24 protein-coding genes and 1 pseudogene are annotated in these 21,013 nt (G+C 68.8%); 12 read left to right on the top strand and 13 right to left on the bottom strand.

Annotated features, from left to right (window positions below; all coding sequences use genetic code 11):
• Positions 1 to 86: 86 nt before the first annotated feature.
• The gene (locus tag ACFVXE_RS19780) at positions 87 to 734 is read right to left on the bottom strand and encodes an HD domain-containing protein (protein WP_389672586.1); all 648 of its coding nucleotides are present in this window, start codon (positions 732 to 734) and stop codon (positions 87 to 89) included.
• Between the two features lie 312 nt (positions 735 to 1,046).
• Here ACFVXE_RS19780 and ACFVXE_RS19785 point away from each other — a divergent pair, with 312 nt between their 5' ends.
• Positions 1,047 to 2,204 (top strand): S1 family peptidase, encoded by a 1,158-nt coding sequence (locus ACFVXE_RS19785; protein WP_389672587.1) that lies wholly within the window; start codon positions 1,047 to 1,049, stop codon positions 2,202 to 2,204.
• Positions 2,205 to 2,431: 227 nt separating this feature from the next.
• On the opposite strand, the gene ACFVXE_RS19790 is transcribed toward ACFVXE_RS19785, so the two are convergent.
• Together ACFVXE_RS19790 and ACFVXE_RS19795 are read right to left on the bottom strand one after the other, a co-directional pair.
• Positions 2,432 to 2,851, bottom strand: coding sequence for an SRPBCC family protein (locus ACFVXE_RS19790; protein WP_389672589.1), 420 nt, complete (start codon positions 2,849 to 2,851; stop codon positions 2,432 to 2,434).
• Between the two features lie 55 nt (positions 2,852 to 2,906).
• Positions 2,907 to 3,917, bottom strand: a complete 1,011-nt coding sequence (locus tag ACFVXE_RS19795) for an aldo/keto reductase (RefSeq protein ID WP_389672591.1) — start codon at positions 3,915 to 3,917, stop codon at positions 2,907 to 2,909.
• Between the two features lie 153 nt (positions 3,918 to 4,070).
• Between ACFVXE_RS19795 and ACFVXE_RS19800 the strand changes: the two genes are divergently transcribed.
• A complete protein-coding gene (locus tag ACFVXE_RS19800) occupies positions 4,071 to 4,982 on the top strand; it encodes a LysR substrate-binding domain-containing protein (RefSeq protein ID WP_389672592.1) in 912 nt (303 codons plus the stop codon).
• A gap of 9 nt (positions 4,983 to 4,991) precedes the next feature.
• Here ACFVXE_RS19800 and ACFVXE_RS19805 read toward each other — a convergent pair whose 3' ends face one another.
• On the bottom strand, positions 4,992 to 5,471 hold the full coding sequence (locus ACFVXE_RS19805) for an SgcJ/EcaC family oxidoreductase (RefSeq protein WP_389672593.1): 480 nt from the start codon (positions 5,469 to 5,471) through the stop codon (positions 4,992 to 4,994).
• A gap of 173 nt (positions 5,472 to 5,644) precedes the next feature.
• Between ACFVXE_RS19805 and ACFVXE_RS19810 the strand changes: the two genes are divergently transcribed.
• Positions 5,645 to 6,148 (top strand): GNAT family N-acetyltransferase, encoded by a 504-nt coding sequence (locus ACFVXE_RS19810; protein ID WP_389672595.1) that lies wholly within the window; start codon positions 5,645 to 5,647, stop codon positions 6,146 to 6,148.
• Positions 6,149 to 6,302: 154 nt separating this feature from the next.
• Complete coding sequence (locus tag ACFVXE_RS19815; RefSeq protein WP_389672597.1) at positions 6,303 to 7,241, top strand: MerR family transcriptional regulator; 939 nt, start codon at positions 6,303 to 6,305, stop codon at positions 7,239 to 7,241.
• Between the two features lie 30 nt (positions 7,242 to 7,271).
• Here the strand turns inward: ACFVXE_RS19815 and ACFVXE_RS19820 are convergent, their stop codons facing one another.
• On the bottom strand, positions 7,272 to 8,123 hold the full coding sequence (locus ACFVXE_RS19820) for an aminoglycoside phosphotransferase (protein WP_389672598.1): 852 nt from the start codon (positions 8,121 to 8,123) through the stop codon (positions 7,272 to 7,274).
• A 231-nt stretch (positions 8,124 to 8,354) separates the two neighbouring features.
• On the opposite strand from ACFVXE_RS19820, the gene ACFVXE_RS19825 reads away from it, so the two are divergent.
• A complete protein-coding gene (locus ACFVXE_RS19825) occupies positions 8,355 to 9,200 on the top strand; it encodes a methyltransferase domain-containing protein (RefSeq protein WP_389672600.1) in 846 nt (281 codons plus the stop codon).
• A 332-nt stretch (positions 9,201 to 9,532) separates the two neighbouring features.
• Complete coding sequence (locus ACFVXE_RS19830) at positions 9,533 to 10,759, top strand: PP2C family protein-serine/threonine phosphatase (RefSeq protein WP_389672601.1); 1,227 nt, start codon at positions 9,533 to 9,535, stop codon at positions 10,757 to 10,759.
• Positions 10,760 to 10,980: 221 nt separating this feature from the next.
• Here ACFVXE_RS19830 and ACFVXE_RS19835 read toward each other — a convergent pair whose 3' ends face one another.
• The 3 genes from ACFVXE_RS19835 to ACFVXE_RS19845 form a co-directional block, all read right to left on the bottom strand.
• A complete protein-coding gene (locus ACFVXE_RS19835) occupies positions 10,981 to 11,169 on the bottom strand; it encodes a ferredoxin (protein WP_389672603.1) in 189 nt (62 codons plus the stop codon).
• Positions 11,170 to 11,200: 31 nt separating this feature from the next.
• Positions 11,201 to 12,394 carry a cytochrome P450 gene (locus ACFVXE_RS19840; RefSeq protein WP_389672605.1) on the bottom strand — a complete coding sequence of 398 codons (1,194 nt, stop codon included), beginning with the start codon at positions 12,392 to 12,394 and terminating at the stop codon, positions 11,201 to 11,203.
• A gap of 527 nt (positions 12,395 to 12,921) precedes the next feature.
• Complete coding sequence (locus ACFVXE_RS19845) at positions 12,922 to 13,365, bottom strand: hypothetical protein (RefSeq protein WP_389672606.1); 444 nt, start codon at positions 13,363 to 13,365, stop codon at positions 12,922 to 12,924.
• Between the two features lie 234 nt (positions 13,366 to 13,599).
• Here ACFVXE_RS19845 and ACFVXE_RS19850 point away from each other — a divergent pair, with 234 nt between their 5' ends.
• The 3 genes from ACFVXE_RS19850 to ACFVXE_RS19860 all read left to right on the top strand — a co-directional run bounded on the left by ACFVXE_RS19850 (position 13,600) and on the right by ACFVXE_RS19860 (position 15,193).
• Entirely contained in the window at positions 13,600 to 13,854 is a 255-nt protein-coding gene (locus ACFVXE_RS19850) for a WhiB family transcriptional regulator (RefSeq protein WP_389672608.1), read from the top strand.
• A 16-nt stretch (positions 13,855 to 13,870) separates the two neighbouring features.
• Positions 13,871 to 14,155 carry a DUF1232 domain-containing protein gene (locus tag ACFVXE_RS19855; RefSeq protein WP_389672610.1) on the top strand — a complete coding sequence of 95 codons (285 nt, stop codon included), beginning with the start codon at positions 13,871 to 13,873 and terminating at the stop codon, positions 14,153 to 14,155.
• A gap of 108 nt (positions 14,156 to 14,263) precedes the next feature.
• Complete coding sequence (locus tag ACFVXE_RS19860) at positions 14,264 to 15,193, top strand: LLM class F420-dependent oxidoreductase (RefSeq protein WP_389672612.1); 930 nt, start codon at positions 14,264 to 14,266, stop codon at positions 15,191 to 15,193.
• Positions 15,194 to 15,252: 59 nt separating this feature from the next.
• Here ACFVXE_RS19860 and ACFVXE_RS19865 read toward each other — a convergent pair whose 3' ends face one another.
• Positions 15,253 to 15,774 (bottom strand): GNAT family N-acetyltransferase, encoded by a 522-nt coding sequence (locus ACFVXE_RS19865; protein WP_389672614.1) that lies wholly within the window; start codon positions 15,772 to 15,774, stop codon positions 15,253 to 15,255.
• A 501-nt stretch (positions 15,775 to 16,275) separates the two neighbouring features.
• On the opposite strand from ACFVXE_RS19865, the gene ACFVXE_RS19870 reads away from it, so the two are divergent.
• Positions 16,276 to 16,536: a hypothetical protein gene (locus ACFVXE_RS19870; RefSeq protein ID WP_389672616.1), complete on the top strand. Its 261-nt coding sequence runs from the start codon at positions 16,276 to 16,278 to the stop codon at positions 16,534 to 16,536.
• A 120-nt stretch (positions 16,537 to 16,656) separates the two neighbouring features.
• Here the strand turns inward: ACFVXE_RS19870 and ACFVXE_RS19875 are convergent, their stop codons facing one another.
• On the bottom strand, positions 16,657 to 17,082 hold the full coding sequence (locus ACFVXE_RS19875; protein ID WP_389672618.1) for a contact-dependent growth inhibition system immunity protein: 426 nt from the start codon (positions 17,080 to 17,082) through the stop codon (positions 16,657 to 16,659).
• A 259-nt stretch (positions 17,083 to 17,341) separates the two neighbouring features.
• On the opposite strand from ACFVXE_RS19875, the gene ACFVXE_RS19880 reads away from it, so the two are divergent.
• Positions 17,342 to 18,022 (top strand): TNT domain-containing protein, encoded by a 681-nt coding sequence (locus tag ACFVXE_RS19880; RefSeq protein WP_389672620.1) that lies wholly within the window; start codon positions 17,342 to 17,344, stop codon positions 18,020 to 18,022.
• A gap of 80 nt (positions 18,023 to 18,102) precedes the next feature.
• A complete protein-coding gene (locus ACFVXE_RS19885; protein ID WP_389672622.1) occupies positions 18,103 to 18,492 on the top strand; it encodes a hypothetical protein in 390 nt (129 codons plus the stop codon).
• 37 nt (positions 18,493 to 18,529) lie between these two features.
• Here ACFVXE_RS19885 and ACFVXE_RS19890 read toward each other — a convergent pair whose 3' ends face one another.
• The 3 genes and pseudogenes from ACFVXE_RS19890 to ACFVXE_RS19900 form a co-directional block, all read right to left on the bottom strand.
• On the bottom strand, positions 18,530 to 18,712 hold the full coding sequence (locus tag ACFVXE_RS19890) for a hypothetical protein (protein WP_389672624.1): 183 nt from the start codon (positions 18,710 to 18,712) through the stop codon (positions 18,530 to 18,532).
• A 268-nt stretch (positions 18,713 to 18,980) separates the two neighbouring features.
• Entirely contained in the window at positions 18,981 to 19,505 is a 525-nt protein-coding gene (locus tag ACFVXE_RS19895; RefSeq protein WP_389672626.1) for a hypothetical protein, read from the bottom strand.
• Between the two features lie 1,180 nt (positions 19,506 to 20,685).
• A pseudogene (locus ACFVXE_RS19900) lies at positions 20,686 to 21,013 on the bottom strand (hypothetical protein); the annotation flags it as partial.

A 21,013-nucleotide genomic window follows, 5' to 3' on the forward strand; every position in this document is an offset into this window, starting at 1 on the left:
CCGGTGCGATGAGGGCCCTCCCGTCTCCGGAAGGGGCCGGCTGACCGTCACCGAAGCGACCGGAACCGAGCGAAGGCCGTCCCGGCCTACTCCGGCCAGGGGGAGTCGAGGATCGTACGGACGAAGTCGCCGCGCTCGAAACCGGGTACGTAGTGCTCCAGCACGTCGGCCTTCACATTGCCGAAGGTTGTCTCCGGTTTCGGCCGGATCCCGTCGGTGAACGCAGCCAGAATGCGCCGCTTGAAGTCCGGCCTGGGGTGCAGGGCGACAATCTCCGCCCGGTCGGCCTCGGAGATGTCCTCGTACCCGATACCGAGCACGTCGTATTCGACCCCGGCCGTCACCAGAGCCACTTCCGGTTCCATGAACTGTGGAATGCCGGGTGTCGTGTGAAGGGCGATGGCTGTCCACACGCGCCGGATGCTGTCCTCGGGCACATGGTGCGACCGCAGGAACCGCCGGGCCTCGTCCGCGCTGTCCACCTCGAACCGCCGGCCGCTCCCGTGGAAGCGCTCGCCGAGCCCGAGGTCGTGGAAGAGCGCGCCGATGTAGAGCAGCTCCGGGTCGAAACTCAGATCGCGATGACGGCCCTGCAAGGCGCCGAACCAGAACACTCGCCGCGAGTGGTGGTAGACGAGCTCACTCGTGGTGTCGCGGACCAACTGGTCCGCCTCCCTCGCGATTCTGGTGCCCGGCGCATGGATGCCGGCTGCGGAGGACGGGTCGATGGCCACTGTGATGCACCTGCACTCTCTTCTGAGTGGACAGTCATTGGCTCCACCTTCCGTGCTCGCCGATGGGGCGACAACCGGGAGGCGGCGCGCGGCGGGGCGCGGAGTCCATGGCCGGGACGCCGCGGGGGAAGTGGTCCCGTGTCCGTGCGCCGCGCTCGACGGGCACCCGAATTCCAGGGAGTCATTGGCATGGACCTGACCTTATCTCTGGACTACAGTCCGTTGCGGCACACGCTGAGAGCGCTCTCAGAGGGCTCTCGGACGGCTGCTGTTCCTCCCCCACACATCGGAACAACAGAAGGGCCCACTCCCTTGAGACGCACGACTGTTTTACGCGCCGGCATGTCCGCCCTGCTCCTTCTCGGCGCCTGGGCAACCGCCGGCCTCGCTCCGGCCTCCGCCGCCACCCCTGCTGCCACCGCGTCCGCCCCCAGGGCGCAGGCGTCGACCGGCCTGCTCTCCGCGATGCAGAAGGACCTCGGTCTGACCGAGAGCCAGGCCAAGGCACGACTGTCCGCGGAGAAGACGGCGACGGACCTCCAGGGAAAGGCGCGGCGGGCCGCGGGATCCTCTTACGGGGGTTCCTGGTTCGACCCGGCCACGAGCAGACTGACCGTAGCCGTCACGAACGACAGGGAGGCCGGTGCGGTACGGGCGACGGGTGCGGCCGTCCGGTTGGTGGCGCACAGCGCCCGGCAGCTCGATGGGGTCAAGGCGCGCCTCGACAAGCTCTCGGCGCCCGACGGCGTCGCGAGCTGGCATGTCGATCCGCAGGCCAGCCGAGTCGTCGTGAACGTCGTCGCATCCGCAGCGGCTGACAACGATGTCCGCGCTTTCGTGAAGCAAGCGCGTGCGGCCGGTCCGGTCGTCGTGCAGCGGACGGCACAGGCGCCGAAGACGTTCTCCGCCGGGACGGTCGGCGGCGATCCGTACTACACGGGCAATGTGCGGTGCTCCATCGGCTTCTCCGTGTACGGCGGCTTCGTCACCGCGGGCCACTGCGCCCAGGCGGGTGCCGGGGTGAACGGCTGGGACGGTTCGTACATCGGCAACTTCCAGGGGTCCTCCTTCCCGGGCGACGACTACGCCTGGGTGAGCGTGGGCAACGGCTGGTGGACCGTGCCGGTGGTCCTCGGCTGGGGCACGGTCTCCGACCAGTTGGTCCGGGGGTCGGCGGTGGCTCCCATCGGCGCCTCGATCTGCCGCTCCGGGTCCACGTCGCACTGGCACTGCGGCAACGTGCTCGCCACGAACGAAACCGTCAACTACAGCCAGGGCGCCGTCTACGAGATGACCAAGACGAGCGTGTGCGCCGAGCCGGGTGACTCGGGCGGCTCGTTCATCAGTGGCGACCAGGCGCAAGGTGTCACCTCCGGCGGCTGGGGCGACTGCACCAGCGGTGGTGAGACCTGGCACCAGCCGATCAACGAGATCCTGAACAGGTACGGCCTGACGCTGCACACGGCCTGACCGTCCGGAGCCTCTCCGAGGGCCTGTCGTGGTCGGCGCACCGGAACGCCCGCCCACGACAGGCCCTTCACCACCACCGCTTCTACATCCCGGCGTCTCCCTCCCCACCGGCGGATACGCCGTGCCTCGCCGGTGGACTACAGGCTGCCGACTCCCTCGATGATCAGCGCGATGCCGATGAGTGCGAGGACCGGTCGGTGCTCAGGGCGGTGTCGGCGACACCGCCCTCAGGAAGCGGCGAGAGACTGCTTGAGAGCGCTGAGCCCGTCGGTGTAGATGCCGTGGAACAGTTCGACAGCTTCCGCTTCGCTCACACCGTCGGGCGTGAAGGTGCCGGACCACTCGACACGGGTGACGCCGGCGCCGGGTGTCTCGTGGACCGTGAGCGTCGAGAGATAACCGGTCACCGGGAACGGCGCCCGGGCGATCGAGTAGCTGTACGAACGTTCCCGGCTGCTGAACGCTTCGAGGCGTTCGACGATGGTCCCGCCGTCCTCGTTCGTGAGGGTGCGCACACGGCCGCCGTCGCTGAGTGTGCTGACGGTGATGTACGGAAGCCAGTCGGGCAGCGAGTCGAAGCCGCCGATGAGCTCCCACACACGGTCGGCGGATGCGGGAACCTCGATTGACGCGCTGGTGGTAGCCATGGGTTTCTCCTGATTCTTGCGCGGGGCGCGGCGCCCGGGGCGCAGAAGGCGATCGTCAGACGGTGGGGACGGGAGCGTCGGCGGCGATGAGTCCCTCCTGCCGGAGCGCCGTCCAGAACGCGGCCGGGACGCTCGCGGTGAGCGCCGCGGTGTCCTCCGCGATCCTGCTCGGCTTGGTGGCGCCGGGAATCGCGGCGACGACGGCCGGGTGGGCGAGGGCGAACTGCAGAGCGGCCGCCTTGATGCCGATGCCGTGCTCGTGTGCGAGTTCCTTGATCCGCTGCACCTTCGCGACGATCTCCGCCGGAGCCTTCTGGTACTCGAAGTGCCGGCCGCCCGCGAGGATGCCTGAGCTGTACGGTCCACCGACCACGATGTCGACGTTCTGGCTCTCGGCGGCAGGCAGCAGGCGCTGCAGGGCGCGGCGGTGGTCGAGCAGGGTGTACCGGCCGGCGAGAAGGAAGGCGTCGGGCTTCGGTTCGTCGAGATCCAGGGTCAGCTCGAGTGGCTCGACACGGTTGACACCGAGGCCCCACGCCTTGATGACGCCCTCTTCGCGCAACCGGGTCAGCGTGCGGAAGGCGCCGGTGCGGGCGGTCTCGTATGCGGCCAGCCACTCGTCACCGTAGAAGTCCTGGGCCACGTCGTGCACCCAGACGATGTCGAGGCGGTCGGTCTTCAGCCGGGTGAGGCTGTCCTCGATGGAACGCAGTGTGGCGTCCGCGGTGTAGTCGTTGACCATCTTGTTGGGGCGGCCGTGCTCGAAGAGCCCGCCCTTCTCGCCCAGGTCGCGCGCGGTCGGGTCCTCGGTCTCGTCGAGGATCACCCGGCCGACCTTGGTGCTGAGGACGTACTCGTCGCGCGGATGTCCCGCCAGTACGTCGCCGAGCCGGATCTCCGACAGGCCGGCTCCGTAGAAAGGTGCCGTGTCGAAGTAGCGGATGCCCTGGTTCCAGGCGGCCTCGACGGTGGCGGCAGCCTCCTCGTCGGGGATCGCGCGGAACATGTTGCCGAGGGGGGCGGTGCCGAAGCCGAGGGCTCCGGGGAGAAGCGAGGCGATGCTCATGTGAGGGTCCTTGCGGTGGTGCGGTGGTGCCCGTACCGGTGCGTTCCTGTGCGGGAGACGCTGACCGGTGCGGCCTGTGTGATCAGGCTAGGCTCGACATGTTGAGTCCGTCCAAGACTTGCTCGGCCATACTTCAGTCCTCAGAGGTCTTACATGTTGGATCTTCGCCAGCTCCGCTATTTCGTCGCCGTCGCGGAGACGGAACACGTCGGCCGCGCCGCGGAGCAGCTGCACATCTCTCAGTCACCGCTGAGCCGCCAGATTGCCCAACTGGAGAAACACCTGGGTCTGATTCTGTTCGAACGCAGTCAGCAGCGCATCCGGCTGACCTCCGACGGCCGTGTCTTCCTGACCGAGGCCAGAGCGCTGCTGCGTCACGCGGACCGTCTGGAGAATCTCGGCCGTCGCCTGGGCCGTGGGGAGGAGGGGGGACTCTGCATCGGCTACGTACCCGATGCCATGCACACCGGCGTGCTGCCGTCCGCCCTGCGGGCCCTCCGGGCGGAGCGGCCCGCGATCCATGTCGCGCTGTACGGGCAGTCGTCGGTGGAACAGCTGGAAGGGCTTCGGCAGCGGAGTCTCGACATGGCGTTCGTCCACGAGCCCCCGGACGAGGACGATCCGGACCTGACGGCGACGCGGCTGGTGGACGATCCGCTGATGCTGGTGCTGCCTGAGCACCATGCGCTCGCGGACCGGGCCGAACCATCCCCGGACGAGCTGGACGGGCAGCCCTGGATCGCGGTCGGTGACTCTCAGGACCCGGTCTGGCGGGACGCCTTCATCGCGTCGTGCGTGGCCTCCGGCTTCACGCCGGACATACGGCTCCAGGCGGCCGAACCGCTCACCGCGCTCGGCCTCGTCGCATCGGGGCTGGGGGTCGCGCTGATCCAACGGAGCATGCTCCGGGGCAGGACCGATGGCGTCGTGGTCCGTGAACTTCCCTGGTCCGTCACGTCGGTTCAGCTGTGGGCGGCATGGCACCGGATCGATCTGCGGCCGGTGGTGGCGGAGTTCCGGCAGACGGTGCTGGGGGAGGAGGACGACGGGCAGACCCTGGCGTGAGGTGGGCGACTACGCCGGCCCGGAAGCCTCGCGAAGTACCTGCGAGAGTTCGCTGCTGTGCTGCTCCACGAGTTCCGGACGATTGTGATGGGCGGCCGGGGTGTTCTGGAACAGCGCCACCCGCCAGGTTCCGGCGCTGTGTTCGGCGACGAGTGTCTGCACCGTGTTCAGGGCCGGCTTCAGCTCGGTACGGCCCGGCGGCACCATGCCCGCGATGGCGTACACCATCGCCGCGTCGCTGCCCAGCAGCCGTACATCACGGACCTTCCACACGTACCTCGCAGTCGGGTGGTCGGCGAAGACCGGCGCGAGGTGGCCTTCCACCTCTGAGCCGCGCAGGTGGCTCCCGTCGAACCCGACCATCACGGCATCAGGGGCGAACAGCGCCGCGTACCCCTGGGCGTCACGGCGGTTCCAGGCGCTGAGCAGGGATGCGTAGAGGTCCCGCACCGCACGTGCGACGTCTTCTTCGCCGGGCTTCTCGTCCATGGGCCAGATCCTGCCACGGTCCTCACTCCACGTCCGTCGGCATCGTGGTGAGTGGCTTCGCGTCCCCTGCCCCCGAGTGTGCGCGGTCGACCCGTCGTGGAAGAGAGCAGCTCGGCCGTGCCGGACGGTACCGGGCCGATGTCATCAGGACGGAGGCGTGCCAGAATCCGTAGGTGCCCGAATTGATGATCCGTCCCCGTACCGACAGCGACATGCCGGCCTGCGTGGACGCGCTCGCCACCGTCCACGAGGCGGAGCACTACCCGGTCCAGTGGCCGGCCGACCCGGCGCGCTGGCTGACACCTGACGGACTGCTCGGGGCATGGGTGGCCACGAACGGCCCACTGGTACTGGGCCATGTGGTGCTCAGAAGAGCAGGTCGGGATGGGGCGAACGCCGTCGGTCTCACGCCGGTGCGGCTCGCAGCTGTCGCTCGGTTGTTCGTCCGCGTGGGTGCCCGTAGAGAAGGCGTGGCGAGCCGGCTGCTGGAGGCGGCAACGGCAGACGCCGCAACGAGCGGTCTTCGGCTGATGCTGGAGGTCGAGGCAGGGGCTGCCCCCGCCATCGCCCTCTACGAGCGGAGCGGATGGCGTCTCATGGGCAGCGCCACAGCCGAGTGGACGGCGGCCGACGGCCGTGCCGCCCTGGTACATGCGTACATGGCACCCACCGTCTGACGACCGCCGACCCTGCGGGGCCCGCCCGCACTGCCCGGAAGCAGCGTGAACGGGGGAGAGAAACCGCTGATCCGCGCCGGTCGAGAGGCTGTTCGGTACGGCGGTGACGCATCGGCCTTGAGTCTCCAGCAGGGGGAGACACGAAGGTGGAGGCATGGACGGCGGCACGCTCTACTCGATCGGTGACCTGGCACGGCGGACCGGACTGACGGTCAAGACCGTCCGGTTCTACTCCGACCGCGGGATCGTGGTGCCGGCCGGCCGTAGCCCGGCCGGATACCGCCTGTACGACATCGACGCCGCCGCGCGCCTGGACCTTGTGCGGACCCTGCGCGAGCTGGGGCTGGACCTGGCGACCATCCGAAGAGTTGTGGACCGGGAACTGGCACTGCCCGAGGTCGCAGCCGCGCACGCCGATGCCCTTGCCGTGCAGATCCGCACCCTGCGCCTGCGGCGTGCGGTGCTGACGGCGGTGGCGGAGCGCGGCTCCACCCCTGAGGAGATGGAACTCATGCACCGAATGGCCAAGCTCTCCGAGAACGAACGCCGCGTTCTGATCGGTGACTTCATGGATGCCGCCTTCGGCGAACTGCAGACCGCCCCCGCGTTCGGGGCAGTCATGCGCTCGATGACGCCCGAACTCCCCGACAGTCCCGGTGCCGAACAGGTCGAGGCGTGGGTGGAATTGGCCGAACTGACCCAGGACCTGGGTTTCCGCGCCGCCGTGCGAGGACTGGCACGGGAGCAGGTGGCCGAGCGCACCGAGGGCGGCCCCGCGCTCGTGCGCCGTGATCTGGCCGCGGTGGTCCGGGACGAGGTGGCCCCGGCGTTGGCGGCCGGCATCGCTCCGACCTCGCACCGGGCCGATCCCGTTGTCGCGTCCCTCGCTGTTCACTACACCCACATCACCGGCCGCCACGACGACGCCGAGCTCCGACGCGCACTGGTGTCCCGGCTGGAGAGCCTGAACGACCCCCGCCGGGAGCGGTATCTGCGGCTGCTGGCAGTGATCAACGGCTGGTCGGCTCCGGCGAGCCTGGCGCCGGTGCTCGACTGGTCCATCGAGGCCCTTCGCACCCGGATGCGGCGATAGCGGGTACCCCGTAGGGGCGTGCCAGGACGCTCATCCCGGACCGGTGCCGGCGAAGTCGGCCACCAGCCGCGCCACGTGCTCGTACTGGTGGACCTCGGCGAGCGTGCCGGAACCAACTTCGGTGTGCTGGTCGCGGAGGCGCTCGCCCGTCGTCACGAGTCGGAAGACGATCGCGCGGACGACGTACTGGACGAAATCCGGACCGCCGTCGCGAGTCGCCCTGGTGAGCAGCCCGGTGTCGGCACCGTGCCAGATCAGGGCGTCACCGACCACCACCGCCTCGCCGAATGCCGCCGGGCGCCAATACGGTGAGAAGTCGATGACCGCCGGAGCCAGCCCCGGCGCGAAGAGCACATTGCCGGTCAGGTCGCCGTGGATGAGCTGGGACCGCTCCCGCGGCGGCGGCCCGAGCAGACCGACCAGATCTTCGTAAGGGCCTTGGAGAGCCGACGGCAGATGCGGTTTCCGCTCCTGCCAGGCGACCTTGTTACCGGTCTCCCACCAGTTGGCACGACGATCCAGGAAACCGGGACGAGGCAGTCCGGCCAGGGCGCGGTGGAATGCCCGCCCCGCGTCGATGATCTCCGACCAGCGTGGCGCGACCGCATGATCGGGCTCCTCACCGACCACGTACCGGGACGCCGTCCAACCACCGTGGCTCCATGCCCCATCGGCGTTGCGAATCGGGCGAGCAACACGGAAGCCCTGCTCATGAATGGTGTCCAGGATCTCCGCCGTCCAGTCGACGATCTCGCTGTCGCGTTCGGCCGGCTTGAGCACGGCATCGCCGACGCGGACACTGAGGCCCTGGCCGCCCGCGAGAGGGACGGCCCTTCCGGTGAGCCCGAAGGCGTCGAGGACGCTCTGCTCCGGGATGGTCATGCCGCTCCTTCGCCCCGTGGATCAGCTGTCGTCGTCACGCTAGACGCGGCGTCGGCCGGGCGACACGGATTTTTGCCCGGTCGGTACGACGGCACCGGGGCATACCGACCGGACCGGGGCGCGGACGTCCCAGGACGACCGCAGGGGATCTTCCCGGCGGCCGGCTCCGCCTCCTCCTGGCGGGGCGATCCGCCCGTCCTGGACATCGGCCCCGGGACCTAGAGTGCACGCATGATCCGTCGCCAGGAGCAGCACGCCTTCACCGCTGTCGACCGACATCCCGATCCAGGTGAACTCGTCGGCGTACTGAAACGGCTGGCCGCCGAGCCGTTCTACGACGGATACAAACAGCGGCTGAGGATTCTCCTCCGCGCGCATCCGGGAGATGTCTTCCTCGATGTCGGTGCCGGAACGGGAGACAGCGCGCTGGCTCTGAGCGCCGACCACGGGGCACGAGTCGTCGGAGCGGACGCCTCGTTGACGATGGCGAAGTCCATGCGCCGCGCCGGCCTCTCGCATGCCGCTGTCGCCGACGGGCACCGGCTGCCGTTCCGCGGATCGTGCTTCGACGGAGCGTGGGCGGATCGTGTGCTTCAGCACGCGGACCGTCCGACGCGGATGGTCGACGAGATGGTGCGCGTGGTCCGCCCCGGTGGACGGATCGTGCTGGCCGACCCGGACTATGCGACCCAGGTTCTGGACATCGAGGACCAGTGTCTCGCCGGTCAGGTGCTGCGATTCAGAGCCGGAGCCGCCCTCCGCCACGGAACGCTGGCCCACCGGCATGCCGGCCTGCTCGCCGAACGCGGGCTGGAGGACATCGATGTGGAAGCCCGCACGCTGGTCGTACGGGATCCGACCGCGGTCGACAACGTGATGGGCATGCGGACCTGGGCTCACACCGCGGCCGCTCGTGGACACCTCGATAAGGAGGACGCCGACAGATTCGTCGTCCAGTTCGACGAGGCCGTACGCACCGGCCGCTTCACCTACGCCCTGACCTTCTTCCTGACCTCAGGAACGCTGCCCGGCCCTGGAGTCCGTGCGGATTCCGACACGAGCGGAAGCCTTCCGTAGCGGCATGACCGGGGTGGTGCGACACATGCCTTCTCGTACTGCTGGGCGCGCTGCGGTGGACCTCGCCGCGGAGCGAGCGTTCCCCGACGAGCGGGGCGGCGGCCTCGATGCCGTCGGCACGGCCCCGCACGCATGCGGAGAAGGGTCCGGTCGGTGTCACGGGCGTGGTCCTCTCCATGGCCGGAGTCGCGCCGTCGACCGGGAATTCGCCGCTGCGCAAGCCGAGCGGGACTGTCCGTGTGGTCTCCCGTTTCTCGGCGGGCGGTTCCCCCGTGTCGGCCGCATGCGCTCCTATCGTGAGAGCCCGGACGGCGACGGCGGACAGGCGGACCATGACCGAGGCGGGGATCGACTACGCGGCGGTTTTCCGCGCGCTGCCCGGCATAGTGGCGCTGCTCACCCCGGATCTGGTCTACGTGGACGCGAACGACGAGTTTCTGCGGATGTCCGGGCGTACCCGCGAGCAACTGATCGGCCAGTACCTGTTCGACGTGTTCCCCGACAACCCGGCCGACGGCGCGGCCACCGGTATGCGCAATCTGGAGGCATCGCTGCGGCGGGTGGTGGCCGACGGCGAGCGGGACGCCATGGCGCTGCAGCGGTACGATGTCCAGTCCGTCGACCGGCCGGACGTATGGGAGGAACGCTACTGGAGCCCGGTCAACGTCCCCGTCCGCGACGCCGAGGGGAGGGTGGTCCTGCTGGTGCACCGGGTGGAGGAGGTCACCGAACTGATCCGGGCCGAAAGAGCGCCGGAGGGAAGCCGGGCCCGGGTTCTGGAGGCCGAGCTGTACACCCGTGCGCGTGAACTCCAGGACGTGAACGAACGGCTGCGGCGGGCCAATGCCCGCGCGCGCGAGGTGGCCCTGGTTCTGCAGAAGGCGATGCTGCCCGACCTCAGGGAGGCGGGCCACCACCGGGCGGCCGTGCGTTACCGGCCCGCCACGGATGCGCTGAACGTGTGCGGGGACTGGTACGACCTCGTCGACCTGCCCGGAGACCGGATCGGGGTCGCCGTCGGCGACGTCGTCGGTCACGGTCTGGAAGCAGCCGGTGTCATGGGTCAGCTGCGCAGCGCCCTGAGCGCCGCCTCCCTGGTCTCGAGAGGTCCCGCCCAGGCGCTGGAAGTCCTTGGCCTGTATGCGCGTTCCATCGAGGGCGCGGAGTCCACCACCGCTGTGCAGATCCACATCGACTGGGAAACCCGGACGCTCGTCTACAGCAGCGCCGGCCATCTGCCGCCCGCACTGCTCCACACCGACGGCAGCGTCGAGTTCCTGGACCAGGCCACCGATCCACCTCTCGGGGCCCGTCCCGAGCATGTCAGCCGGCCACAGGCGACCACGCCGTTCACCGAAGGGGCCATTCTCGCGTTGTACACCGACGGCCTGATCGAACGCCGGCACGAGGACATCGATGTGGGCCTGCGACGCCTCGCCGATTCGCTGACCCGCCACCGAGGCGACGACCCCGAGACACTGGCCGACGCCCTGCTGCTCGAACTGCTTCCCGCCGACGGAGCCACCGACGACACCGCGCTGCTCGTCGTCGGGCTCTGACGGTTCGGTACGGCGGGTAGAAGACGCGGGGACGCCGGCGACGGGCGGGCTCCTTCGGCCGGAGTCCGCCGTCCGGTGCCGGGTGACCGAGGGAGCCGGAACGTGGTCGGGTCGTTCGTGCTCCCCGCCGAGGGCACCCCCCCGCAGTGCCCGGATCGGCCGTGCACGGTACGGATCGGCCGCCGGGGCGACCGATCCACTCGCAGTGCGGGCCGTGCGGCCTACGTGATCGTGATCGCTCGCACGGGACAGGCGCGGGCCGCCTCCCCGACCAGCGGACCGGTGGCGGCGTCCTCGTACTCGGGCAGCAGTTCGCTGAAACCGTCGTCGCCCTGGGTGAAGACCTCAGGCGCGGCAAGCGCGCACTGCCCGGCGCCGATGCATACTTCCTTGTCAATGCTGATCCACATCACAACAAGGTCCTTTCCGTTCGGATTTCGGTCACCACGCGACGGGCAGTTCAACCATGCCCTGGATGGTGTCGCCCGGTTTGAACGGGATTGCGTCGGCGGGTACCGCCAGCCGCAATCCCGGAAGCCGGTCGAAGAGGGTACGCAGCGCAATCTCCATTTCGGCCCGCGCCAGATTCTGGCCGAGGCATTGATGGATCCCGAAGCCGAACGCGACGTGATTGCGTGACGTGCGGCCGAGGTCCAGCTCGTCCGGCGAGGGATACGCGGCCTCGTCCCGGTTGATCACGGACGTGGACAGGACGACACCGTCCCCGCTCCGGATCGTCACCCCGCCCACCTCGATGTCCTCGGTGGCCACCCGTGACATTCCGTCGGCGATGGACAGGAAGCGGAGCAGCTCCTCGACAGCCGAAGGCATCAGGTCCGCGGAGGTGCGCATCAGCGCCAATTGGTCCGGGTGCTGCAGGAGAGTGAAGGTGCCGAGCGAGATCATGTTCGCGGTCGTCTCGTGACCGGCCACGAGCAGGATCACGGCCAGGCGGATCAGCTCCTCGTGGTCGACGGCGCCGGTGTCGAGTTGCAGGGCGATGAGCTCGTCCAGCAGTCCCTCGCCCGGATCCGCCCGCTTGCGTTCGATCAGAGTTCGGAAGTAGTCGTCGAGAGCGTCCCGTGCGGCCTCGACGTCCTCGGCCGAGGGACCGCGCAGCAGTGTGCGCGACTTGGACTCGAAGAACTCGTGGTCGGAGTAGGGAACCCCGAGCAGCGCGCAGATGACGATCGACGGAACGGGCAGCGCGAAGGCACTCACCAGATCGGTCGGAGGTCCCTGCTCGATCATCAGGTCCAGCTGTCGGTCCACCGTCTCCTGGATCCGCGGCCGCAGCGCCGCCGTTCGCTTGACCGTGAAGCTCGGGATCAGCATCCGGCGTTGCGTGTTGTGCTCGGGGTCGTCGACACCGAGCAGCTCGACGCGTCGCGATGCGATCGACGCCAGCCGCTCCGTGAACACGGGGAACGCGGGGTTCTCCCGGTCGGCCGAAAGTCGCGGGTCGACCAGCAGCGCGCGCGCCTCCGCATGCCCGGTGACCAGCCACACGGTACGGCCGTCGAAGAGTCGGGCTGGTGTCACCGGCTGCCCCTGGCGCTCGGTCCGGTACCCCGTCGGCGGATGGTAGGGACAGGTTCGGTCCTGTGGGAAGGGAATGGTCTCGGTTTCTGCCATGGCGGACCTCGCAAACAGGGCGGGGAGGTCTACCGGCCTCACCCGACTGGATTCCTCAGGCACCTGAACGGCCTGGGTGATGTTCAGCCAATTCGTCGTGGACGGCGTTCATCTCGTTGTGCCTCGGCCGGGCAGGACGAGCCACTGAGGCGGCGAGCCCGGATTCCCGTACGCGGTCGGACACCTGTCACATGTGAAGCACATGACGGTGAACCGGCGAATCAGGACCGCGCCGAGAGTTTCCTGCGGGGACGAGTCCGCCCCCTGTCCCGCACGTACGGCTCTGACTCACGTACGTCGTACACGATATGGAGGATTCGTCCGATTACCGCGCCGGGGCTCACGAGAAGCCCCTGAACATCCACTGAATGGCAGGCAGGAACCGTGCCGGGCTGCGGCGCGGCGCACACGGCCCGCAGGGATGAACACCGCCGCTCCGTGCCGGGCTGCGGCGCGGCGGCGGCCGGCCTGCGCCGGGACCGGCCCCACGGTCGTGCGCGCCACCGTACGCGGCACTCCTCGCCGGGTCAGCCCAGCGATTCCTGCCCGTTCAGGAGCTCGACGATGCGCTTGGCGGTCTTCTCGCCCGCCCGCTGCTTGATCAGCCCCTCCTTGGCAGCACCGCGGACGGACACCCTCGTGTGTTCAGGCCCGTTGTCGGCCAGACCGACGGTGATCAGGACCGGATTCATGTTTCCGAGCCCGCCCCCGACGATCGCCCTGACGACCCGTTCCGTGGCGAGGGGTTGAGCGCCTTCGGCTTCCAGCAGGTCCCCCGCCCGGGCGAGGACGCCTGCGACGTGATCGACAGCGGCACTCAGCGGCATCGACAGCGTCACGTCGATCACGTGCACGTTCTTCTTGAGGCGCTTTGCCGTGAAAGTGGCTCCGCGCCGCCCGCCGGCCCCGCCGCCGATCGCTCCCACCGCGCCCAGCGCAGTGGTCAGAATCTGATCCTCGTCATCGATCATGACCACAGCGTATCCCTCGGCATTCGGCCCCGGGGAGGCGTCGGGCACGAGCAGAGATGAGAGGTCGGCCCAGGCTCTGAGAGCCCCATGTCACCTGGGCGATACGTCGGTCAGAGGCCGCTCCAGGAACAATTCCGGCTGCGAGCAGAGCATGCGACGGGGTTTCAGAAGGCAGATGACGGTCACCCGCAAGGTACGGACCGAACGGACAACCTGCCCTTGGGAGTGAGACCTGTGGAGAACTGGCGCACGCACGCGGCCTGCCGTGACGAGGACCCGGATCTGTTCTTCCCCATCGGAAGCACGGGCCCGGCCCTGGTGCAGACCGAGGAGGCGAAGGCGGTGTGCAGGGGCTGCCCCGTGAGGGAGCAGTGTCTGGCGTGGGCCATGGAGAACGGCCAGGACTCCGGCGTGTGGGGCGGCCTGGGCGAGACCGAACGGCGTGCACTGAAGCGACGCACCCGCAGGCACGCTCAGTCATCCGGATGAGGACGGACAATGTGCCATGGACACCAGGGCTTGGTTGCTCGTCGCAGCGGTTGCCGCACTGCTCACGATGGGAATTGCCGCGGTTCTTCTGATCAGACTGTTCCGCACGAGGAAGCTGCTGCTCGACGCGGGTGTCCCGCTGCGCAACAAGGCGCTGGTGTGGGCCGCGGTGCTGTACACGGTATGCCCCGTCGACCTCATCCCCGACCCCGTCTACCTCGATGACATCGGGTTCCTGCTGCTGGCCCTGCGCTCGCTGTCGGCCCAGGCCCCCGGCCGGTTCGGGCGCCGCGTTCCCTGAGAGGGGGAGGCGCTCGTCCGCCGCGCCGGAGGAACGCGGCAAATCGGATCGGGCAGACGTCGGGTGGCATACGGTGGTTGAATCGCCGTCCTCGCAAGGAGCGCATGCATGCCGGTCACGCTGGGTCTCGGCCTTCCTCAGATGAAGCAGTACGACATCGGCCGCGATGTGGCCACGGTGGCCCGTGCCGCGGAGGATGCCGGGTACCGGAGCCTGTGGGTCTTCGAGCGTGTCCTGTTCCCCGAACCGGCCACCCAGGGGTTGTACGGCGTGCCGGGGCTGCCCTGGCCCGACCAGTACCGCGGTGTCGCGGACCCACTGATCACACTCACCCTGGCCGCCGCGGCCACCGATCGGGCCCGGCTCGGCACCAGCGTCCTGATCGCCCCGCTTCACGTACCGTTCCAGCTGGCACGCTCCCTCGCCTCGCTCGATGTCGCGAGTGGCGGCCGGGTGATCGCCGGTCTGGGAACCGGCTGGTCGCTCGACGAGTACGCGGCGGCGTCGGTCGCCCCGTTCGAGAAGCGTGGCGCGGTCCTGGACGAACTGCTCGACGTATGCGCGGCCGTCTGGGGTCCGGACCCGGTTTCGTATCAGGGTGCCCTGACCACCATCGCTCCGGCCGAGGTCGGCCCCAAGCCGATCAGCCCCATTCCGGTCTATCTGCCGGCCAACAGCCCGCGTGCCACCCGTCGGCTGGTGGATCGAGCGGACGGGTGGATGCCGGTGGCCATGGGAGCCCCGGCACTGTCCGAACAATGGCAACGGGTACAGGAGCTGGCCGGCGAGCGTGACAGGGTGAAGCCGATCGAGGTGTGTCTCCGCGTCAATGCGAGCTACAGCGCCAAGCCGTTCGAGGGCGCGGACCGGCAGCCGTTCCAGGGCAGTGTGGCCCAGATCGTGGCGGACCTGGCGGAGCATGCGGCGGTGGGTGTACCGGAGATCCTGCTGGACCTCCAGGCGACGACCCGCGACGCCGCCGAACTGGCGGACGTGGCGGCCGAGGTGTACCAGGCGGCCCGAGCTGCCGGTGTGTGAGGAGAAGCGTTGGGCGAGCGGTGAGCCGCGGGGCGGGACTCAGCGTCGACGAGTCGCCCTCAGCCGCCTTCACCTTCCGGCGCACTGTCGTTCACGGCTCGCCGCAGATCTAGTACGAAGCGGAGGCCGGGGCGGCCGTTGAGCTGGACGTCGCCGGTGGATATGAATCCTGTACGGGTCAGTACGGCTCGTGATCCGGCGTTGTCCAGGGTCGTGACGGCTCGCAGTGTGGTCAGCCCGTAGTCCGCGGCGGCAAGGACGCAGATCCGGCGAACGGCGGCTGTGGCCAGCCCCTGTCCGGCGCTCCTCTCGGCGATCCGGTACCCGAGCTCGGCCGAGCCATCCGTCACACCGAACAAGTTGACACGCCCGAGCACCGCGCCGCTGTCATCGACCAGCACATGGAAGTGGCTCAGCCCGGAGGCCTGTTCGGTGAGCAGGTTTTGGTGCCGTACAGCGAAGTGGGCGAAGTAGTCGTCACCGCGGTCGGGGATCGACAAGGCGAAATAGGCCCGGTTCTCGCGCTCGAACGCAAGAAGCGCCCGGGCATGGTCGGGACGGAGGCGCTGGAGTTCAGGCATGCGGGCATGCTACTGACCTCCATGCGCGATCACCTTGCCCACCGGGTGGCTTCGGGCGGGTGTGGGCCTTCCCCCAGCCGAAGACCTCGGTGCTCGGCCCGCGTTCGGAGAACAGGCACGTCGGGGAGACCTCCCGCAGCAGTCTGCGCAGCGTCTCCTCGAAACTGTCACGGCCCTCGCACCGGGACGCGGATGCGCCCGGTGCGGATCAATGGGGTGATTGGGAGCCACCCGATGTCAGGTTGGTGAGGCTGTGGGGGTACTGGAAAGGCGGGGGGTGAAGACCCCGGGAAAACATTGACGACTTGTGGGATGTGATCAAGCTGTTCATGCCGAAGGCCGGGCTGCGCACGAGCCGCACACGCTGAACCGGCGCACCCGCCGAACAGCGCCTGACTCGCCTGAGGGCTGTCCCGGCCTCACCTCATTCCGTATTTCGTAGGCACCCTCGACCACACCCCGGGACGGCCGCACCGTCGTCACCGTCCACCAGGAGCATCCATGACCACCGAGCAGGAAGCCCGCGACGCCATCCTCCACGCCTTCGGCGACACGGCGCACGCAGACATCAAGACGTTCCCCGCCGGAAACCTCTCCATCACCATCACCAAGGGCAAGCACGCGGCAACCATCGACGGGCATGCCGAAAGCGGCTGGGGCTGGACCGTGGACCCGGGCGAGGACGACGGCTTCAGTGGCCACGAGAACGTCGTGACCACTCTTGACGAGGCGCTCGCCGACGTGCGTGCCGCGCTGCTCTGAACCTCCCCGCGCGGGGAGCCTTCGAGCCGGGGCCTTACCACGCCCGTCGACGCGTGAGGTGTGCTCGCCCTGATGTCGGAGAGCAGGAGGGCCAGGCGAAAGTCTGCTGCGAAGCACGAGTCAGCGAGGTGAACCAGGCTGTGCGGCGAAGCGGGCGAGTTCCTCGGCGACGCCGTGCGGCAGATCGCCGACCGCCGTCTCCGGCAGGCCCATGATCACGGCACGCAGCCGCGCAGCAAGGTCGGGCAGTAGGGCCCAGGCCGATGTCGGGGCTGCTACGGCCGCGAGCAGTAGGTCCCCCTCGTAGAAGTACGCGTCCAGCAGAGGCTCTTCGAGCAGCAAGCCCACCGCGAGCGGGAGTACGTACGGCAGGGCGACCCGCTGGGTGAGCAGCATGCGTAGATCCGCCGGGCGGAGTTCACTCAGTGGCACGCGCCGCAACTTGTGCACTGTGCGGACCAGGTGAGTCGCGTCGGCGTCCGGAGCCGCCCAGCGGGGCGGGTCCAGATCGTCGAGCGTGCGGTCGAGGTGCATGAGACGGCCCATGGGTCCATTGTCCGCGGTCCATTGTCCGCGCGGGAGCACCCGTGATCGTCCGGTTCGCCCGTCCTGCTACGCCAATCAGGAGAAAACCCAGGTCCGATCGGGTTGCGGCGCGAATTACGATCACCATGCGCCGTCCATCGCGCTATTGACTGAGCGTCACCAAGCTACGGCGCCCCTGTCATGGGTGCCCTCGCACGACCGTGTCGCCCGTGTGCGCTGTTCCTATGGCATGCACTGGGCAAAGAGAAGGGAACACCGCATGCGGGTGCTGCGGAATTTCGTATCGAGTGCGATTGCCTCGCTACTTCTGGTCGGGCTGGCACCGACAACCGCCCACGCCGACGGCGGCCACGCCCGTCCAGGGGTCCAGTGCCCCACCGAGAAGCGAGGGCGCGGAACGAACAGGGCGCCCAATCCGGCGCTGGAGCGCTACTACCACGGCGACTGGCGGCTGGGCCCGCGTGAACTCCCGAAGACCGGCCCCATCGGCAAGATGCTGCGGGGCTACAACCGGACGGGCAACGCCTCGCCGTACTGGTTCCTCGGGTGCTACTGGCAGACCGACCCGGTGACGGAGAAGTCCGGTTGGTGGTATCCGAACAACGACGGCTTCGTCCTCGACCGCCGCGGGAACCCGGTGAAGAAGTCGCTGCGGCTCCGTGTGGGGCAGCTGGTCGATCTCTTCGGCAGCGGGTTCGGTAACTTCCTCGCACCTGCCGGAACGCCGTACGCCAAGCGCGCCATTCCGCCGACCAACCTTGTCCAGTACACCACCGCCTACCCGTTCAGCTACCACCTGTACCGGGTCATCAAGGCGTTCACCGTACAGGCCGGGCCGATTCGGCCTTGGTTCGGCCAGCCCGGGCTGGGAATCCAGTACGTGACGGACAAGACCATTCCGGAGTTGGTCACCGCGAAGAAGCTGAAGGCGCTGAACTGACCGTGACCGTTTCGCTCCTGGGCAGGTTCCGGCTTCGCCGGGGCCGGTCCGGGAGCGCGTCGAGGGAGTGGAGTCGCGGAATGGACAGGGCGGAACTCGCCGACCGGCTCCGCCGGGAGGGAGTCCCGGACGCCCTGTACGAGATCCCGGGCATCCACAGCGTTCCCGTTCAACTGGACGCCTACTACGTCCTGCGCCCGGAGGCGGACGCGTGGCTGGTCGTTCTGCGTCAGCGGGGCGAGGACAGTGTCATGGCGAGCTTCGGGACGGAGGCGGAGGCGTGCCGTCACCTGTACGACACGATCGGCCGGGTTCCACCCCCTGTGCCCGGAGGGGCGGAGCGGATCGCCCGGCTCCTGGCGGACACCGACGAGATTCAGCGCCAGGCTCAGGAGGACTACGACCGGGCGCCTTACCACAGCGGTGACGACCTCATGCCGCGGGACGACGACGGGCCGCACGGCGCCTAGTGCTGCGATGCGTTCCAGAAGACGGGGCCACAGCTCATCAGCTGTGGCCCCGTCTCCATGGGCTCTGGGGACCAGCGGGTGGCGCGGGGGGCACGGAGGCTGCCGCCAGCTGCGCGTGCAGAGTGGTCTTGGCGGTGTCCATCTCGCGCAGCACGCCTTCGGGCCACAGGTGCGACTGGGTGTCGTCCGGCCCCAGGGCGGTGATCACGATCAGCGGCACGGCCGGCAGGGCCGACGATGCGCGAGGTGATCGCGGCACGCATGACCCAAGGACCCTCAACGGAACGCGGTCGACCCGGGGTCCTGCCGTCGCTCGGAATAAGTGCCTGAGGCATCAGTGATAATGATGTGGTGGCCCAGGGGATTCCTGGCGCGGGGCGCACGTATGTGCGTTTTTCCGTAGCCGGTCTTTCCTGGAGCCCATCCATGCCGGAAACCCCGGCCCGATTCCGACGGGCCGGGGTTTCCGTTATTCGGGGATGGGGCTGTTACCACTGGCCGTGGCGGTTTTCGATCACCCGGAAGCTGCCCACGACACCGTTGCGGACGAAGACGCCGCCGCGAACGGTGCGAGCGAAGACGCTGTTGCTCGTGCTCCACGGGCCGATCGTGGCAACCGGGGAGCCGTTGTCGCAGGTGGCGCCACGGAAGACCTCAACGGTCCGGCGGCTGTCGTTGCGGACGTTGAAGGTCCTGGAGCCGAGGCCGCTGACGACGGTGATGCAGCCATCCGTGCGCGCGGAGTACGAGCGCTCGTTGATGTGGATGCGTCCCTCGTAGTAGTTGTGGCCGCCGCGGCCGCCGCCGTAGCCGCCACCGCCTTCGTTGCCCTTGCCCTCGTTGCCCTTCCCGTTTCCACTGTCGCCACCAAGGGGGGCCTGGGCGGCGACGGCCTGCTGGACGGCCGGGGCTGCCTGGGGGGTCCCAGAAGCCGAGGCGTAGGAGATGCCGGTTACGGCCAGGGCCGTGGCGCCGACAACGGCGGCGGTCACGGCGACGGTTCGTGTGGTCATGGCACTACTTCCTGTCTCAGAGACGTCGGCCGGACAGCCGACCTGTGATGAACGTACTAATGCGCTCATTAGCTGTCATATCGGGCGTGCCAAAGGTGGGTGGTCAGGGGGCCGACCGGGTGTACGAGGAGCCTGTGCCGCGTACGGGGCGAGTGTCCGACGTCTCATCAACTCATATATAGATGAGGGTATTTGGTGCGCCATTAGGCCTTTTGAGCGACCCGCTGACGCCTGCTCACCCTGTCGGCAGCATGCTGCTGCTTCTGCGGGTCGAAAACGCAAACGCATCGCGCCGACCTGAACGACCGTCACCCTGACTTGCCTACCACTCAGGTCGCGCGCCTCCTGAGTGCCGACCTGCTTCCGTTCGTCATCGCCATGCCGTCACTGCGGACCCGGGGCGTGGGCGGCTCGCATGCGGTCCGGACTGACGGCGCGTCGGGCGGGGGCCGGTGGTTGCGTCGCAGATGTCGGCTGCCGGGTCGGTCGGGAGTCGCACATTCAGCGGCCGTGAAAGGCCTGTCGGGACGGGTGGGCGAGAGGGAGTGTGCGCCGGTCGGGTGGATTCCGATGTGCTTACGCATACATTGCCACAGGGTGGAACAGAGTTTGTGGAGCCCAGGTATCGGCTTCGATGCCGAGGTCGATGAAGTGGGGCCGGCCCCGGCCGAGTGTTCTCTCCGGTGCCCGGCCGCTCTTCACGGCCGTTGCCTGTCGTGGCCCGACGGGTCCGAACCAAGGGCGTCCGTCGCGAGCCCGGCAATATGGGCGGCGAGGCGGGAGGCCGTACCGGATGCTGGTCTCTTGATGAGGATCACGGCTCAGGTGTGGGCGTCGACTCCCGGCGAACGGCCCGGGGCCCGGGGGAGGGGGTGGGGCCTCGGTGGATCCTCGATCGGGTCAGTCGGGTGTCGGGGTGGTGGAGGGCTTGGGGGTCCTGTGGTCGGCGGGGTGTGGTCGGGGTGGGGCGGGGGCTTTCATACGCTGTCGGGTCGGATCTGCCTAGGGCGACACGCGGGGTGGTCGAAAAACACTTAGGATGGCGTAGCGGGTGTTGGGGCTTGGCGGTGCGGGCGGTGTGTGTGGCCGTGCGGGGCCGGGCATCCGCTGGGGGCGCTCATGCCGGAAACCCCGGCCCGATTCCGACGGGCCGGGGTTTCTGTGTTGTGGGGTGGGTGGGTTACCAGTCGAAGCGGTGGTTCTCGACGACGCGGAAGCTGCCGACGACGCCGTTGCGGACGAAGACGCCGCCGCGGACGAAGCGGGGGGTGACGCCGTTGCTGCTGCTCCAGGGGCCGACGGTGGCGACGGGGGAGCCGTTGTCGCAGGTCGCGCCGTTGAAGACCTCGACGGTGCGGCGGCTGTCGTTGCGGACGTTGAAGGTCCTGGAGCCGAGGCCGCTGACGACGGTGATGCAGCCGTCGGTGCGGGCGGAGTAGGAGCGCTCGTTGAAGTGGATGCGTCCCTCGTAGTAGTCGTGGCCGCCTCGGCCGCCGTAGCCGCCGTAG

This window comes from Streptomyces sp. NPDC058231 (assembly GCF_042882275.1).
Taxonomy (GTDB): domain Bacteria; phylum Actinomycetota; class Actinomycetes; order Streptomycetales; family Streptomycetaceae; genus Streptomyces.

What these genes read in the sequence shown, in the direction of transcription:
- ACFVXE_RS19830 (WP_389672601.1), top strand. Translation starts at nt 9,533, where the DNA reads ATGACCGAGGCGGGGATCGACTACGCGGCGGTTTTCCGCGCGCTGCCC.
- ACFVXE_RS19835 (WP_389672603.1), bottom strand. Translation starts at nt 11,169, where the DNA reads ATGTGGATCAGCATTGACAAGGAAGTATGCATCGGCGCCGGGCAGTGC.
- ACFVXE_RS19875 (WP_389672618.1), bottom strand. Translation starts at nt 17,082, where the DNA reads ATGGGCCGTCTCATGCACCTCGACCGCACGCTCGACGATCTGGACCCG.
- ACFVXE_RS19795 (WP_389672591.1), bottom strand. Translation starts at nt 3,917, where the DNA reads ATGAGCATCGCCTCGCTTCTCCCCGGAGCCCTCGGCTTCGGCACCGCC.
- ACFVXE_RS19805 (WP_389672593.1), bottom strand. Translation starts at nt 5,471, where the DNA reads ATGGACGAGAAGCCCGGCGAAGAAGACGTCGCACGTGCGGTGCGGGAC.
- ACFVXE_RS19815 (WP_389672597.1), top strand. Translation starts at nt 6,303, where the DNA reads ATGGACGGCGGCACGCTCTACTCGATCGGTGACCTGGCACGGCGGACC.
- ACFVXE_RS19880 (WP_389672620.1), top strand. Translation starts at nt 17,342, where the DNA reads ATGCGGGTGCTGCGGAATTTCGTATCGAGTGCGATTGCCTCGCTACTT.
- ACFVXE_RS19840 (WP_389672605.1), bottom strand. Translation starts at nt 12,394, where the DNA reads ATGGCAGAAACCGAGACCATTCCCTTCCCACAGGACCGAACCTGTCCC.
- ACFVXE_RS19860 (WP_389672612.1), top strand. Translation starts at nt 14,264, where the DNA reads ATGCCGGTCACGCTGGGTCTCGGCCTTCCTCAGATGAAGCAGTACGAC.
- ACFVXE_RS19895 (WP_389672626.1), bottom strand. Translation starts at nt 19,505, where the DNA reads ATGACCACACGAACCGTCGCCGTGACCGCCGCCGTTGTCGGCGCCACG.
- ACFVXE_RS19790 (WP_389672589.1), bottom strand. Translation starts at nt 2,851, where the DNA reads ATGGCTACCACCAGCGCGTCAATCGAGGTTCCCGCATCCGCCGACCGT.
- ACFVXE_RS19865 (WP_389672614.1), bottom strand. Translation starts at nt 15,774, where the DNA reads ATGCCTGAACTCCAGCGCCTCCGTCCCGACCATGCCCGGGCGCTTCTT.
- ACFVXE_RS19855 (WP_389672610.1), top strand. Translation starts at nt 13,871, where the DNA reads ATGGACACCAGGGCTTGGTTGCTCGTCGCAGCGGTTGCCGCACTGCTC.
- ACFVXE_RS19800 (WP_389672592.1), top strand. Translation starts at nt 4,071, where the DNA reads ATGTTGGATCTTCGCCAGCTCCGCTATTTCGTCGCCGTCGCGGAGACG.
- ACFVXE_RS19820 (WP_389672598.1), bottom strand. Translation starts at nt 8,123, where the DNA reads ATGACCATCCCGGAGCAGAGCGTCCTCGACGCCTTCGGGCTCACCGGA.
- ACFVXE_RS19885 (WP_389672622.1), top strand. Translation starts at nt 18,103, where the DNA reads ATGGACAGGGCGGAACTCGCCGACCGGCTCCGCCGGGAGGGAGTCCCG.
- ACFVXE_RS19825 (WP_389672600.1), top strand. Translation starts at nt 8,355, where the DNA reads ATGATCCGTCGCCAGGAGCAGCACGCCTTCACCGCTGTCGACCGACAT.
- ACFVXE_RS19870 (WP_389672616.1), top strand. Translation starts at nt 16,276, where the DNA reads ATGACCACCGAGCAGGAAGCCCGCGACGCCATCCTCCACGCCTTCGGC.
- ACFVXE_RS19845 (WP_389672606.1), bottom strand. Translation starts at nt 13,365, where the DNA reads ATGATCGATGACGAGGATCAGATTCTGACCACTGCGCTGGGCGCGGTG.